The organism is Desulfitobacterium sp. (genome assembly GCF_035539115.1).
Taxonomy (GTDB): domain Bacteria; phylum Bacillota; class Desulfitobacteriia; order Desulfitobacteriales; family Desulfitobacteriaceae; genus Desulfitobacterium_A.
Genome location: NZ_DATLJA010000049.1, coordinates 1 through 15572, shown reverse-complemented (window position 1 = coordinate 15572; position 15572 = coordinate 1). Strand labels below are relative to the sequence as shown.

Genomic DNA, 15572 nt, shown 5'->3' with positions numbered 1-15572 from the left:
AGTTTACTTTTGGCAGTGTAAACAAAAGACCGTCGTCCTCCCACCTAAGCGCTTACGGACAAGTAATCTTCCACATAGGGTACATTTTTCTCCACCCCGGCCATAGACCTGAAGCGCGTTCTGAAAACTTCCTTTTTCTCCATTGGCATCCCGGTAATCACGAAAAGAAGTACCTTGGGCCTCAATTCCGGCTTGCAAAACAGATTGAATGGCAGAATGTAACGACTTCAGCTCCTTGGGTTTCAAGGAATTCGCTATCCGTTCAGGAGATAGCCCCGCTCGGAATAACGACTCGTCCACATAAATATTTCCTAAGCCCGCAACCACCTTTTGATCCAGTAAGGCGCATTTTAAAGCTACGCCTCTTTTCTTTAAGCGCGAACCGAGAACTTTAGGTGTAAAATCCTCCTCGAGCGGCTCAGGTCCGAGCACCCGTAGAGAGGGATGATTGAAACGTTCTGCTGTCGGGACGAGAAGAATCCTGCCGAACTTGCGCGTATCCGTAAAATGCAGTTCCCCATTCGATAACTTAAAAACAACATGGGTATGCTTTTCCGATTCATGAGCATCGTTATAAAAATTCAATCGTCCGGTCATCCGCATATGAGCGATCAGAGACCAACCTTCATCGAGCGTCACCAGCAAATACTTTCCCCGCCGTTCTATACTTTCAATGCGCCGCCCTCTGACTTCTTGTTCAAACGGGAATATGTCCCATCCTTTGACCGCCCCAGACCAGCGCAGTTCAACATCTTCAATCGTTTGGTGGAGAACATGTTGGCATAACGATCTTCGAATCGTTTCAACTTCGGGTAATTCAGGCATAATATTTCATCTCACTTAAGATAGTAAATTTAATAAAACTAATTGTTTCGTTCAAAAAATAAGGGTTGCATCTCATACCAATTGAGTCCTGTCTTGCATTCCACCGTCAAAGGAACGGATAGAGGGAAGGCATTTTCCATTTCCTCACTGACGATCCTGGCGACCTGATCGAGTTCCTCTGGAGCTGCCTGAAGCACCAGTTCGTCATGAACCTGCAAAAGGACATCTGCCTGGTAGGGCTTCAAGGCTTGCGCGACACCCAGCATCGCGAGCTTCATAATGTCGGCAGCCGTTCCCTGAATCGGGGAATTCATCGCGATCCGCTCCCCAAACTGTCTTCGATTATGATTCGGATGACGAAGCTCAGGAATCCGTCTTAACCGATTAAGAAGAGTCCGGACTTCTCCTTGCTCCTTCGCCTGGATCACAACCTCATCTAAGTAACGTTTCACTCCAGCATACCGAGCAAAATAGGTTTCAATATAATACTTCGCTTCTTTCCGTGGAATTCCTACATCCCGGGAAAGTCCAAAATCTGTTAGCCCATACACCAAGCCGAAATTAACCGCTTTCGCTTTACGGCGCATATCCTTAGTGACTTGATCCATCGGTACCCCAAAGACTTCCGAAGCTGTCCGCGTGTGCACATCTTGATTAAGGGCAAACGATTCAGAAAGGAGTTCATCCTTAGAATAATGGGCTAAAATCCGAAGTTCAATCTGCGAATAGTCAGCCGAAAGTAGCACCCAGCCCTTATGCGGGGCTTGGAAAACCTTCCGCAGCAAACGACCCTGTTCCAGGCGAATTGGGATATTTTGAAGATTCGGTTCCGTGCTCGATAAACGTCCAGTCGCGGTCACCGTTTGTTGGAAGGTCGTATGGATTTTACCCTCCCGGATTTGCGCGAGCAAGCCATTCACATAGGTTGACATCAGCTTACTTAATTGACGATAAACCAGAACTTCTTCCACAATCGGATGTGAGGGACGCAGTTCTTCAAGGGTTTCCGCATCAGTCGAATAACCTGTTTTCGTCTTTTTTACGGGAGGTAAGCCGAGGACTTCAAAAAGAACATGCCCCAGTTGGTGAGGAGAATTGAGATTGAAAATTTCTCCAGCCAGAAAATAGATCTTCTGTTCTAAACCTTGAAGTTCCCCCGTTAACTTCTGACCAAACGCTTCAAGTTGTGAGGCATCCACGCCAATCCCGATTCGCTCCATGCATGCTAAAACAGCGCTCAACGGTTCCTCCACTTCATGAAGTAACGCAGTTAAGCCCAATTTTTCCAGATCTTCCGTGTAATGCGCTGCAACTTGAGCGAGAGCCGAAGCTTCTTCCGCTAATCCTCCGAACTCAGGATGTCCTGGTACATATTCACGGACCAATTCCACCCCTTCAAATTTAGTCTGGGAGGGATTAATCAAGTAAGCAGCTAAGCTTAAATCTAGGCTGACTCCCTGTAAAGTCATTCCTTCATTCATTAAAACGCCATTTAAGGTTTTGCTATCCAGCACCGTCTTAGGTGCCTGCTGATCTTCTAAGAAGGATGCCATGGCTTGTTTCACTGTCAGGTCTAAATCCTCCCACATTAGGTTGAACGCTTTCCCCTGGATGGCAATTCCCCATTCAGTCACGCGCGCCCAGTGGGGATTTCCTTTCGTGATCTTGCAGACAAGGGTAACTGGGAATTTCATCTTGCGCCAATCCTCAATCTGACGAAGCCATTCCTCAGTTCCTAACTCTTGAACAGGCCAGACTTCTAGAACAAGTTGCTTTGCTTCGCCGTTTGGCTTCTCTTGCTCACTTGCTTTTTCAACTCCACCGGTTGGGGTTTTCAAATCTGCGCTTTGCGCATGATTTTGCTGCCAAAGTCGAGCAACATTTTTTAAGGTATATTTATCAAGAACAGTCGCAAAGGTAGTCTCCTCAGGACGACGATAGACAAACGTATCCAGATCCATTTCCAGGGGAACCTCGTGCAGCATCGTCGCTAACTTTTTGCTCAATAGGGCTTGGTCAGCATAGGTACTTAGTTTTTCTTGAAGTTTCTTCCCCGAAATCTGGGTTGTGTTTGCCAACACATTTTCAACCGTCTCAAATTCCCAAAGGAGTTTCAACGCGGTTTTTTCCCCCACACCTGGTACCCCTGGGATATTATCTGAGGCATCCCCCATCAACCCTTTCAAATCGATAATTTGAGCGGGACGGAGTTGATACTTCTCATAAAGTGCTTCTTCATTATAGGCATCAACCTCGCTGATTCCCTTACGCGTTAAATAGACCGTCGTTTGAGGAGAGATAAGTTGAAGTGCATCTTTATCCCCCGTGTAGATTTGGACCTCCCAAGCGCGCGCTTCCGCTTGCGTCGTTACGGCAGCAATCAAATCATCTGCTTCATACCCTGCGCATTCGATGATCGGCACCGCAAAAGCTGTAAGCACTTCTTTTAAATAATCAAACTGAGGTTTTAAGGCCTCGGGGGTTTCTTTCCGCGTTCCTTTATACTCCGCATATTGCTCAATCCGTACCGTAGCTTTAGTCTTATCAAAAGCGACGACCCAATAATCCGGTTTTTGTTCGGCGAGGAGTCGAAGCAGCATCGTCATAAAGCCATGTAAAACATTCGTTGGCTTACCATCCGTTGTGGTAAGTATAGGTAACGCATAAAAAGCCCGATTAGCCAGGCTGTTTCCATCGAGAATTAGGATTTTTGGCATAAAAAAACCCCTTTCTATCCAACATTACTATACCATACCGTGACAGTTTGTGCCAAACTGAGCGCGAAAAAGCTTTCAACAAAATCGTTGAAAGCTTCTGCTTTCTCGCAATCGAGATTCGCCAAACTTTTGGGCCTTCATCAAGGTCTGCCTAATCATATTCGTTAACGAAAGCATTTTTATCCAGAACACCTGATGTGGATACCTCCAGTAGCAGTCTTAACCGATATTTCTTTGGACTCTATCCAGACTTTCATATAATTCCTCTTTGGTTCTCGGCAAACAACTACTCGGTGGTAATAACCCGATACGAATAAATTCGAAATGTGTTTCCACAAGCCAAGGAAGATTAAGGTCAGCTGCCCTAATCACATCTTGGCGGCAAAACACTTCTTCTGGTTTGCCTTCTGTAAGCACCTGTCCCTGTTTCATAACAAATAGCTTGTCTGCCCAGGAATAGGCTAAATCAACGTCATGAGTGGAAATAATGATCGTTTTCCCCTGTTGACTCAGTTCATCGAGGATTTGCATAAATTCACGGGCATGTCTGGGATCCAGCCAAGCTGTCGGTTCATCAAAAATGATCACTTCTGGTTCCATCGCCAAGATATCCGCAATGGAAACCCTTTTCTTTTGCCCGAAACTCAGCATATGGGTCGGTCTATCGATCAGGTCACTGGTTTCCGTAGCTTGAAGAGCCTTATCTACACAACGGCGCACTTCTGCCTCTGACAAGCCTAAGTTCATCGGTCCAAAAGAGACTTCCTGTAAGACACTCGCGGAAAACAACTGACTATCCGGATCTTGAAAGACGATGCCTATCTTTCGGCGCAGTTCCATCAGTTTAGCGCCTTTGTAAGAAATATCCTGTCCTCTGAAGCGAACGCGGCCCCTTTCGGGCTGTAAAATACCGTTAAAATGCAAAAACAAGGTCGTCTTGCCTGCTCCGTTTGAGCCGAGCACTGCTATTTTTTCGCCTCGATGCACCGCCATATTGACCTTTCTTAACGCTTTTGTACCATCGGCATAAGAGTATTCTATGTCTTCTGCTTCTAAGATCGTTTCAGCCAAAAAACTTGCCTCCCCCTAAGTACAGATTGAACAAAACCAGGGTCATTTCGACAACGATTACGAAAACATAATTACGCATTGAACGTGGAAATTTTTTCTCTAAAACCCTAATCTCCCCCTGATAGCAGCGGGCTTCGAGAGCAGTAGCAACCGCTTGAGATCGTTGAAAGGATCTTATGAATAAAGCGTAAAACAACTGACTCGTTGAACGAAAAGAACTTTTCAGGGTCACGTAACCGAGCCGAGAACTCTGTGATGTATGAATAGATGCTGCCGAATCCAGCAGAATGAAAATAAATCTGTAAATAAGACTCATCAGTTCGAGAAAAAGGGCGGGAACTTTGAGTCTGCGGAGCACGGAGATGATTTCCAACATAGGTGTCGTAAGAGCAAGGAAATAGAGACAAGAAACAGCGCCTAAAGACCTGCTAAAAAGAAGAGCTGCCTTATTTAAATCCTGAGCAGTAACCCCGATAAGGGTGCCACCCACAGCAAAATGATATAAGAAACCTCCGGGCTGATCCGATATTGAAAAAGCAATGGTGAGTTCGCCAATGACCAGAAAAGTAATGGGTAACAACATCAGATGGCTAAAGAACTTGACGGGAATACCCGCCTTAAAGATAATCAAACCCGCCATTAAAACCATGGCAATTATGGGCGTGTAGATTGAAGTTGAAATCAAGCAGGCAACCATGGTTGCTAGGGCCAAGAAAGATTTCTCGGCAGGATGAACCGCTAAAAGCTTGTTCGCATAAACATACTGATCAATATTAATCATGATGGAGTTCTTCCTGTCTCTTTTTTTGTTGCCCTTTTTTGTAGCCTAAATAGAAACAGACAATTCCACTTCCCAGTGCTGCTTGTGTCGCGAACAAAAAAGATTCAACCTCGCTGCTTGCCGGTTGATAAATATGGGCAAACCAAGGTTTGTAATTTGGGTTAATGCTCGTGATTGTAGCTGTCGACAGGTCATCAGCACCGCTAAATTTTCCTTTAGAGATGAATAACGGCGTAAGCGCTAAAACGACAACACAAACCGCCAACACGCTATTTTTTACAACCGGCTTCATTATTTCACCTCAAGTTCTACATCTTTTTTGTTTCCAAAGACGGCAAGTTGTTTTAACTCCTTACTACTGTATGTAGTCAAGAGATTAAACACCAGAACTGTCAGTAAGCCCTCACTGATCGCCAGCGGAATCTGAGTCACGGCAAAGATACCCATAAACTTAACGGCCGAGGCCATAACCCCTCCCTGAGCGGATGGAAAAGCCAAGGCAAGTTGAAACGCCGTCGTTATATAAGTCATAAGATCTCCTAAAGCTGCAGCAAAAAAAACACATACACCTCTTGAAGCACCTAACTTTTGGAGGCCCATATATATACCGTAAGAAACGAAAGGCCCCACTATAGCCATGGAAAAAGTGTTCGCCCCAAGAGTAGTTATCCCGCCATGGGCCAAGAGGACCGCCTGAAAGATTAAGACGATGACCCCGAGCACGCTCATCGCCGTGGGTCCAAAAAGAATAGCACCTAAGCCTACACCTGTAGGGTGGGAACTACTTCCGGTGACCGAAGGAATTTTCAAGGCCGAAAGAACGAAAGCAAAAGCACCCGCCATCGCCAGCAACATTTTGAGGTTAACATTATCTTTAACCGTTTTCTTGATTGAGCGCAACCCCACAATGAGAAAGGGAAGCATGACAATCCACCAGAAAGCAGCCCAGTTCATAGGTAGAAATCCTTCGGCAATATGCATGGCATAAACGCTATTCGGAAAGATGACAAATACGGATAAACAGTAAACTAAAGCAAGTAATATGCTTCTTACTCTCTCCATTTTGATGATCCCCTTTATTTTCTAATCCCTTTGAGTCCATCCCGCTTGTTGATACTTATCTAACCATTCCAGCAATTCATTAATACTATACACAGTCAACCCGGTGCTAACTTTAGTTTTTGTGATAAGCACAACGTTCAACCCCAGTTCTAAGGCGGCAGATATTTTCGTATCCGTCCCACCGGCATGACCACTATCGCGAGTTAAAAGAATATCTGCTCCATAAAACTTAAATAGTACCCGATTTAGCTCTTTAGAGAATGGCCCTTGCATCGCTACAATATCTTTAGGGGGAATACCCATATCCTGACATTTATGTACGATACGTCCTTCCGGAAGAACACGCACAACCAAACGAACAGAGCTGGCAAAGGAACTGTCCACAATACTTTCGAGTTGATGGCTGCCTGTTGTAACAAAAATGGTTACCGATCGCCCTTTCTTGAGATACAACGTGTCGACGCATTGTTCCAACTGCAGCAAAGCTTCCTCCCAATTATGTACTGGAGAGATTAAGGAACTGGTAGGAATTTTAGTCTCAGGTCTTTCGAGCCGGAGATAAGGAATGCCTTGTTGTTCGCACCATTGGCTTAACGAGGCAAACTTAACACCACAGGAAGGATGGCTAACATCAAGAATGACAGAAGGCGTTGGCATATAGCCATTTTCCGACCAAGTTTGTATCCGTTTATACTCAATCCCCCTGTTTTTAAGACGTTCACTAACCTCACGTGCCGCAGCCGTTTCTCCCAAAAGAATGATCATTCGTGTTAACCTCCTATAAAGAAAACCCGGCTTTCGCCGAGCCATAGCGATATAGAAAACTTGCTATCGGCAAGCGCTAGCGCAATCGATGGCTTAGTTACACTTATCCTGCCACACTTAACCACTTGCATCGTAGGAAAACGAAAGCCGTTGGTTGCACTTATACTATCTGCCCGAAATTTATACTTTCCGTTAGTAAAATAAAAAACCCTTCACTAACAGAAGGGTTCAGAGTTCATAACCAGTATCCGGAAAGAAGACCAAAGATACAAGCATTCACCTCCCTAACATCCCGTAGGTAGTCGTACTGTTTGGTATGAGCAGGTCTCCTGGCTCAAGATCTTCATTAACTCACGTCTTCCCGAGTATATCCCCAGTGACACTATGTAAGTTAACTCCCTTTTACAGTGGCGGGTACCGCGTCAGCTTGCACTGACTTCCCTTTTAAATTTTTCCCTCAGGAAAAATCACTCATGTCCAGATATTCAATTCTTGATAATTATAGCATTAAATAAGATCATTTGTATAGATTGTTCTGATCATTATTGTTGATGACCCAATACCCACTATTTAAGCAGATTCTCCAGCCGCGCGACATGAAATGATTTCTTGACTTCATCCCCATGGAGATAGCAATCAAGGATATCCGCATCCTTGACAATTTCCTCTAAAGGAGAACCCACTTTTTCTTTTTCCGAGTGATGAATCACAGCCTGAATGACTTCTTCTTTCGTTTCTGCAGACAGAGAATTCTTCTCTAAAAAGCGGCGTACTGGTTCTTCACCATGACGGGCATGATCGGCCTGACGTCCCGTATACCATCGACCGATATCATGCAGCGAGCAAGCAAGCGCAGCCAGCTCCATATCTACTCCCCGCTTTTTCGCAAGTAATCTCCCGATTTGTGCGCAACTCGTGGCATGGACTCGTTCCCAAGAAATCGGATAATCCCGCTCCAACTTTTCCTGTTCCAAATCACGCAAAAGAGCGTAAATCTCTTCCATGTGATTAATGAATTCCCACTTCATATAAAATCCTCCCTGATTCTATTATTCTATTAATTAATCGTTTTTCTTTTGTAACAGGTAACAGGTAACAGGTTTCTACCCTCAGAATGTAGAATATCATCCTATTCCCACAAAATCACTAAAAGTTTTTACATGAAATACAGGAGAATGTCAACATGAATAAAAGTCCCTGGTTTGCCATCGTAAATCCCGTATCTGGCAACGGACGAACAAAGAAAGAGTGGCCCAAAATCCATAAACTTCTGGTTGAAAATAATGTGAATATTGATTATGCCTTGACGAACTCTCCTGGACAAGCCACCTTGCTGACTCGACAAGCATTAAGGGATTATACTCAGATTTTATCCGTCGGAGGAGATGGTACACTCAATGAAGTTGTGAACGGATTCTTCGAAAACCAGCAACCCATTAACCCAGAAGCAAGTCTCGGAATTTTATCAAATGGAACCAGAGGAGACTTTCTCCGCTCCTTAAACCTTGAACGAGGAATTGCTTCTTTTCTTGAGGTCCTTCGCCGCGAACGAATTATTCCAGTCGATTGTGGCCACGTTCAATATTTGGATTCTCTCAGTGCCCTACATCACCGTTATTTTCTCAATGTCGCGGATGTGGGATTAGGTGGGGAAACTGTAACCAGAGTTAATCGACATAGTAAATTCTTGGGTGGAAAGCTATCTTTTCTATTCGGAAGTCTGGTGAGTATCTTGGCTTACAAGAACAAACGCATGAAATGCGTCATTGATGGGAAGGTCGTTGTGAACGACCGAATCAACAGTATCATGGTTGCCAACGGCCGCTTTATCGGCGGAGGGATGATGATCGCCCCAGATGCTAATCTTACCGATGGTCTCTTTGATATTATCATTCTGGGGGACTTTACTACACTGGAACTCCTGCATCATTTACCCAAAATTTATCAAGGAAATCACCTTAATGTTCCCGGTGTTTCCGTCCATCGTGGGAAGGAGATTACAATTATATCAGATCCCCTCGGACTCCTCGACCTCGATGGGGAACAACCCGGATGTACTCCCGTACATTTTTCTCTTATACCCAGAGGGATCAGGATTTGGACGTAGTTTACTCACGTCATTGATTTACAACATTCACCGGATTCCCCTCTAGGAATTTCTCTAAATTATCAACTGCGATATCCATCAATCTCTGTCTCGACTCTACCGGTGCCCAAGATATATGGGGCGTTATAAGACAGTTCTTTGCAGTAAGTAGTGGGTTATCTGCTTTGATCGGTTCGCAGGAAACAACATCTAAAGCAGCTCCCCCTACTTTTCCACGATTCAGGGCTTCAGCTAAATCTTCTTCCACAACTAAAGGTCCCCTTGAGTTATTGATGATCATCACGCCATCCTTCATTTTGGCGATTGTTTTTTTATTGATAATGCCTTTTGAACTTCCAAGAAGAGGACAGTGTAGAGAAATAACATCTGAATGAGTAAATAAGGCATCTAAGTCTACATATTTCATCGTTTCGCTTTCTAACCCTTTATTTGGATGAGAATCAAAAGCGAGTACCTTCATCCCGAGAGCTTGGGCAATTCTACCTGTAGATTGGCCAATTCTCCCATAGCCGATAATCCCCATGGTCTTTCCTGAAAGCTCAATCAAGGGATAATTCCAGTAGCACCAGTCCGCATTATTTGCCCATTCTCCTCTTTTAACTGAATCACTATGCGCCCCCACATGATGGCACATTTCCAACAAAAGAGCGATGGCCATTTGGCCAACGGAATCCGTACCATAGGTAGGAACGTTCGTAACAACAATTCCTTTTTCTTTGGCCGCTTCGATATCAACGACATTATAACCTGTCGCCAGAACTCCAATAAATTTCAAGCGAGGCAGTTGATCTAAGACCTCTCTTGATAAGGGTGTTTTGTTGGTGAATACTGCTTCCGCATCCTTTGCTCTTTCGATGATTAATCTTTCCCCGCTTCGATCATAGGTCGTACGCTCGTAAACAGTTAACTCACCTAGTTTTTCTAAGCCTTTCCAGGTGATATCACCCGGATTAAGCGTGTAGCCATCTAAGACAACAATCTTCATGAAACATTCCTCTTTTCAGCAATATCATAAAATGATTTAGAGAAATTGAGCTCAGCCCTTCCCATCAATCAATTATACTAAATTCATAGGAAACTTCGTTTCCCCTCTCCAATTTTTTCAAGGGAGAACGGCGTTCCTAAAACTGAACCCGATTATGATGGTTCACGAGCAAAATCGTCGTTGACCGCGTACCATAATCAGGGCTCACGATATATAAGGATGAGAGCTTGCGTTCCAATTCCAAACTTACTCCGGTATGTGGCAACTCAGAGTCACTTGGTCGTTCCTGATCAGTCATGATTTCAAATAACTGCTCCACCTCAATATTCTGCTCCTGCAGACAACCTTCGAGAGCTTTTACTCCTTTCCTCACTTTAGGCCAAGCGACATCGAGCAAACTGTTACTAAGGCCGTGAAAGCCCTTTTCAACTCGTCGAATAGCCTTTTCCTGGTTGGAGTAGTAATAAAGCGTTTGAGTCGTTCCTGTCAGCAGATTAAACCCATTATACTCCACTCTCCCAGCACGCAGGTCCTTTAAGTAGGATTCCGGAGAAAGATCACTGTTTAGGTAATCCCGCACCAAGTACCCACGTGAAGGAGCCTGTGGCTTTTCCTGAAAGGGATCCCGATAATTCGTCAACGCAGCAAAACGGCCGGCCGTGGTTATCCCCATCCAAGTTCCCCCTTGTTCCAAATCTCTTCCAGCTAAAATATCAGGATTATCCGGCCAGAAATTCGCGGGTAAGGTTGGTCGTTTGTAAAACTCGTCTCGATTAGCCGCTATCACAAATTTGTATTGCGGATGACAATCATACGCCAAAAGGATCAGACACATAACTTTGAATTACCCCCTTCCTTTAGGTATCTCGTTCTAGCTATCCTTACTTAATTGTTATTTTTCAAACGATAGCTTCCACAGATATATGGAAGCAACAGAACCATAAGGGGAATATCGTTTTCTATATTCGTCAAACTGTTCCTTCGTTAGATCAGTTAAACCGTAAAGTTTCATGATACCGCGCCGGATTGCAATGTCGCCCCAACTGATCACATCGGGGCGTTCCATAGAATTAAGTAACAACATTTCAGCCGTCCATTTTCCGATCCCCTTGAGAGAAGATAATCTCTTAATGATATCCTCATCGGACAACACATAGAGCTCATTCAGATTAAACTCACCCTGCGCCACATTTTTGGCAATATCTTTGATACATACCGCTTTTCGCATCGTGATTCCACAGCCTTGGATTTCATCTGCTGAACGGCTTGAAATATTGACGGGCATGATTTCGCCGAAGCGCTCCTGCATCCGATCCCAAATCGTATGAACAGCCTTTACCGAAATAAGCTGCCCCACAATTGCATAAATGAGGGTAGCGAATAAGTCTGGGATGATAACGCGCTCAACTCTCCCCATTCGCTCCATCGCTGTCCCCAGTGTTTCATCCGCACTTTTTAGATAATCTACTTCTTTTTGGCTATAATCAAAGAATTTTGTTTTAACCGTTTGCATTTTGCTTCACCATTTCGCACTTCCGTTTTCAGTAATTCCAATCTAACCTATTTCACTCTCCTTATTATAACCATGTCACCGTCAATCTGTCTTTCAAAATATCGCTTATCAATATTCATAATTACTATACAGAAAGTGATATATTAGGACAATTAAGACAAATGGGCTATCCAACACGAGTCCGTGTTCAATAAATGGTAGCGATTGGTGGGTTTGAGCTATAAAACAAGCGTGGTTAGGTCATCACTGACCAAACCACGCTTTATTCAAGAGCGTTATTCCCTCTAACAAGCCCCCTTCTTATTCCTTGTAAACACCTCTGAGTAAAGCAATTTCCTGAGCATAGCCTGAGAGGTCGTTAGGGGTTTCGAGGAAGAAGGGTAGGTGACGAAGTTTGGGGTGATTGATGATTTTCGTGATGGCTTCTAAACCAAGGGAGCCTTCACCAATTTTGGCATGACGATCCTTATGACTACTCATCGGGTTCATGTCGTCATTGAGGTGGATCGCACGGAGCCTATCCAATCCGATGACGTTATCAAACTGCTCAAGCACCCCGTCTAGGTCATTAACTATATCATAACCACCATCATAAATGTGGCAGGTATCCAGACAGACGCCCATCTTTTCGGATAGGGTTACACCGTCTAAGATCTGTTTCAATTCTTCAAAGGTACGACCAACTTCCGTGCCCTTACCTGCCATCGTTTCAAGCAAGACAGTGGTGGTCTGCTCAGGCTTTAAGAGCATGTTAAGCAACGAAGTAATCTGCTGAATGCCTGCTTCTGCACCTTGACCAACATGACTGCCGGGGTGAAAATTATAGAGGTTGTTAGGTAAATACTCCATCCGAAGCAAATCGTCTGCCATGACTTGAGTCGCAAACGCTCGCGTTTTTTCGTCAGCTGAGCAGGCGTTGAGGGTATACGGAGCATGAGCCAAAAGCGTAGCGAATTGATTTTCCTTTACGAGCTCAAGCAATCCCTCTACATCCTTTGGATCAATTGCCTTGGCTTTACTTCCCCTTGGATTTCGGGTAAAGAATTGAAAAGTATTGGCGTTAATTTTCAAGGCCTCTTTCCCCATCGCCTTAAAGCCCTTGGCAACGGACAGATGGCAACCGATATTTAACATGATTATTCCCCCGCTTTCTTATGGAGTGCTATGACGAGTCCAACTAACCTTAGATAAGCAAAAGCAAAGTTTTACGACCATTTTCTATGTCTCCATCGTGATCACGGAGATTGTTACAAAGTAAGCCGACTGAAGCAAGCCACCATGACGAAGAAGTGCAGATATTTGGGTTTATCGATTCATCTCGTAAAATATACAAATCCACCGCCCAGCTTTGTTGTATTGTACCATAACGCAAGGTTAATTTTCTTAATCAGCCCTTCATCTAGAATATTTACAAAGGCACCGTTTCTATCCTCAGAATAATCAAGTGAAATAATGGTAACCCAATGCCAGCGATCAAGGTTTTTCTCCTCGCCGTTACATAAATTCAAGAATGCTACGGGTGCATCTTTGGACAAAGCTTCTTCTAAAAAATCTAATGTCTCTTTCAGCGCAGGGCGTTGGGACTTATCTTTAGGCACGTCACAAACACAATATCCGACATCTATTCCCTTTGATTTCGTATAAGCAAGCATGGGTTCATAAAACATCTTCGTTGTATTGACCCCTCGGATTGAGGGAGTGATATACTTCCACATTTCCTCCATCAATGATACCCAATTTTTCTTGCTGTTGGAACTCGGCTCTAACTCGAGAGGAGACTGGGTATGACTTAAATAAAAGAAGATATTTGAAGCCGCCGTAGGGCCACATCCCGAAAGACGTTGCCACTTTGTAGGGTACCATATTTGATTACAGCCATAATAGGTTTGCTGCGCGCTTTCATCGATTACCTTAAATAAATCTAGATTAGTTAGTGACTTTGCTGTCATCTACCACACCCCCTGCTCCTCTCTTCTATTTTACATCTAAACTCTTGAACATTACACTAGCTGATGCGTTTTTAGCTGCCAACGCGCAGATGCTCAGATAATTGATCGATCTCCATCCGTCTTAATGGAGATTAAAAAACTCCTAACCCGGCTAGAAGGACAAGTGTTATGGCAATGGGAGCAACAAACTTAACGAGAATGAAAAAGATCTTAGCGACTCCCTCATTTCTTAAACGTCCATCATTGCTGAACTCCACGAGCATTCCTTTATATCCCCAGCGCCAGCCAACAAAGAGGGCAAAAAAGATACCTCCTAAGGGCAACAAAATGTTAGAAGTCACAAAATCATAGAGATCAAAAAGATTCTTGCCAAAAAACAGGTGTTGCGAAAGCAAACTAGTAGACAAGGTTGCAGTGGAACCCACTAAAGCGATCGCCACAATCGTTAATAACGTCGCTACTCGTCGCGTGAGTTTGTGCTCTTCAACAAGATAGGCTACTGGGACTTCAAGCAAGGAAAGCATGGCTCCCGTTGCTGCAACTGCTACTAGAATAAAGAACAGAACCATAAAGAAACGTCCAAAGGGCATCGAAGCAAATACTGTGGGGATCGTGATAAATAAAAGAGATGGCCCAGACTTAGGCTCGAAGCCAAAAGCGAAAACAGCGGGGAAGATCGCGACCCCAGCCATAATGGAAACGAGAGTATCCGCTAACATGACTTTAAGCGCTGTTCGGGGGAGATCCTCCTCCTTACCCATATAACTTCCGTAGGTCGTCATCGTCCCCATCCCGACACTTAATTTAAAGAACGCTAAGCCTAAGGCGGCTAACACCACCCCAAAACTAATCTTGCTAAAATCTGGCAGAAATAAAAACTTTAACCCTTCCGCAGCACCCGGTAACGTCAAAGACCGGATATCTACGATAACGAGTAGCACAAATAAAATGGGCATCAAGATTTTAGTCACCCGCTCAATTCCTTTGGCTACCCCGGCCATAATGATAACGCCCGTAATTCCAAGAACTAGGATTTGCCAAAAAAGCGGTTCCCCTACTCCACTAACCAATCCCTGAAAAACCGCCGAAGTTTGTTCAGGATTCGTAGAGTGAATCGTTCCTGTAGCCGCTTTGAAGATATACGAAAAGACCCAACCAGCTACGGTCGTGTAAAACGCCATAATCAGGAAAGCACTTAAAACCCCAGATACTCCGACTAAAAACCAGGGTTCACGCTTTGTTAATTTTTTAAAAGCGCCCACTGCATTCGCATTGGTTTTCCGTCCAATCATCAATTCGGATATCATGACTGGCAAACTGCCGAGAAGAACAGCAATCAGATAGATCAAGATAAATGCTGCTCCCCCATTTTGGCCGGTAACGTAAGGGAACTTCCAAATGTTACCCAGGCCCACTGCTGAGCCCAATGTAGCGGCGATTACCCCAATACTGCTGGAGAATCCTTCACGTTGAGCTATTTCTGAGCGTGTTTCTTCCATTGACTATTTCTTCCTCCTCGATACTAATACGATAGTTTTCAACAAATTAGTGCATATTAATCTACATTACCCTATATTACATTATTAATTAGCCATTGAGTAGAGGGAGCACACGAAGATCTTTTCCTCGTGTACTCCCTCTACTCAAATAAAAAACATAAAGGCTTTTGAGCCTTCCTCTATTCTATCTCAACTCCTGTGTTTTCTAGGAATTTAAGATTGCAGGGATTCATTAATAGAATCTAGCGCCCTTTAAAGACCGGTTTCCGTTTTTCCAGAAAGGCGTTCATCCCTTCCT

At 44.2% G+C, this 15572-nt stretch carries 15 protein-coding genes and 1 riboswitch; of the genes, 1 reads left to right on the top strand and 14 read right to left on the bottom strand.

The genetic code is table 11. The features are described from left to right. Positions 1 to 3: 3 nt before the first annotated feature. The 8 genes from mutM to VM640_RS09280 form a co-directional block, all read right to left on the bottom strand. Entirely contained in the window at positions 4 to 825 is an 822-nt protein-coding gene (mutM, locus tag VM640_RS09315) for a DNA-formamidopyrimidine glycosylase (RefSeq protein WP_325391519.1), read from the bottom strand. Positions 826 to 863: 38 nt separating this feature from the next. Then, positions 864 to 3542 carry a DNA polymerase I gene (gene polA, locus VM640_RS09310; protein WP_325391517.1) on the bottom strand — a complete coding sequence of 893 codons (2679 nt, stop codon included), beginning with the start codon at positions 3540 to 3542 and terminating at the stop codon, positions 864 to 866. 219 nt (positions 3543 to 3761) lie between these two features. Further along, positions 3762 to 4613: an energy-coupling factor ABC transporter ATP-binding protein gene (locus VM640_RS09305; RefSeq protein WP_325391515.1), complete on the bottom strand. Its 852-nt coding sequence runs from the start codon at positions 4611 to 4613 to the stop codon at positions 3762 to 3764. Further along, the gene (gene cbiQ / locus VM640_RS09300) at positions 4606 to 5394 is read right to left on the bottom strand and encodes a cobalt ECF transporter T component CbiQ (RefSeq protein WP_325391513.1); all 789 of its coding nucleotides are present in this window, start codon (positions 5392 to 5394) and stop codon (positions 4606 to 4608) included. The genes VM640_RS09305 and cbiQ overlap by 8 nt, the downstream gene beginning before the upstream one ends. Continuing rightward, the gene (locus VM640_RS09295) at positions 5387 to 5686 is read right to left on the bottom strand and encodes an energy-coupling factor ABC transporter substrate-binding protein (RefSeq protein ID WP_325391510.1); all 300 of its coding nucleotides are present in this window, start codon (positions 5684 to 5686) and stop codon (positions 5387 to 5389) included. Before VM640_RS09295 ends, cbiQ begins: the two co-directional genes overlap by 8 nt. Continuing rightward, entirely contained in the window at positions 5686 to 6456 is a 771-nt protein-coding gene (locus tag VM640_RS09290) for an energy-coupling factor ABC transporter permease (protein WP_325391508.1), read from the bottom strand. Before VM640_RS09290 ends, VM640_RS09295 begins: the two co-directional genes overlap by 1 nt. 21 nt (positions 6457 to 6477) lie before the next feature. Further along, positions 6478 to 7221, bottom strand: coding sequence for a precorrin-6A/cobalt-precorrin-6A reductase (locus tag VM640_RS09285; RefSeq protein WP_325391506.1), 744 nt, complete (start codon positions 7219 to 7221; stop codon positions 6478 to 6480). A 302-nt stretch (positions 7222 to 7523) separates the two neighbouring features. Next, positions 7524 to 7711, bottom strand: a riboswitch (cobalamin riboswitch). Positions 7712 to 7787: 76 nt separating this feature from the next. Beyond that, positions 7788 to 8249 (bottom strand): HD domain-containing protein, encoded by a 462-nt coding sequence (locus tag VM640_RS09280; RefSeq protein ID WP_325391504.1) that lies wholly within the window; start codon positions 8247 to 8249, stop codon positions 7788 to 7790. A gap of 155 nt (positions 8250 to 8404) precedes the next feature. Here VM640_RS09280 and VM640_RS09275 point away from each other — a divergent pair, with 155 nt between their 5' ends. Further along, positions 8405 to 9328: a diacylglycerol/lipid kinase family protein gene (locus tag VM640_RS09275; RefSeq protein ID WP_325391502.1), complete on the top strand. Its 924-nt coding sequence runs from the start codon at positions 8405 to 8407 to the stop codon at positions 9326 to 9328. A 10-nt stretch (positions 9329 to 9338) separates the two neighbouring features. Here VM640_RS09275 and VM640_RS09270 read toward each other — a convergent pair whose 3' ends face one another. From VM640_RS09270 to VM640_RS09245, 6 genes are all read right to left on the bottom strand, one after another. Further along, positions 9339 to 10313, bottom strand: coding sequence for a D-2-hydroxyacid dehydrogenase (locus VM640_RS09270; protein ID WP_325391500.1), 975 nt, complete (start codon positions 10311 to 10313; stop codon positions 9339 to 9341). Positions 10314 to 10449: 136 nt separating this feature from the next. Then, the gene (locus VM640_RS09265; protein ID WP_325391498.1) at positions 10450 to 11148 is read right to left on the bottom strand and encodes an NRDE family protein; all 699 of its coding nucleotides are present in this window, start codon (positions 11146 to 11148) and stop codon (positions 10450 to 10452) included. A 57-nt stretch (positions 11149 to 11205) separates the two neighbouring features. After that, on the bottom strand, positions 11206 to 11826 hold the full coding sequence (locus VM640_RS09260; RefSeq protein WP_325391496.1) for a DNA-3-methyladenine glycosylase family protein: 621 nt from the start codon (positions 11824 to 11826) through the stop codon (positions 11206 to 11208). 300 nt (positions 11827 to 12126) lie between these two features. Further along, entirely contained in the window at positions 12127 to 12960 is an 834-nt protein-coding gene (locus tag VM640_RS09255) for a deoxyribonuclease IV (protein WP_325391494.1), read from the bottom strand. A 179-nt stretch (positions 12961 to 13139) separates the two neighbouring features. Next, positions 13140 to 13775 (bottom strand): hypothetical protein, encoded by a 636-nt coding sequence (locus tag VM640_RS09250; RefSeq protein ID WP_325391492.1) that lies wholly within the window; start codon positions 13773 to 13775, stop codon positions 13140 to 13142. Positions 13776 to 13906: 131 nt separating this feature from the next. Beyond that, positions 13907 to 15274, bottom strand: coding sequence for a sodium-dependent transporter (locus VM640_RS09245; protein ID WP_325391490.1), 1368 nt, complete (start codon positions 15272 to 15274; stop codon positions 13907 to 13909). Positions 15275 to 15572 lie beyond the last annotated feature (298 nt).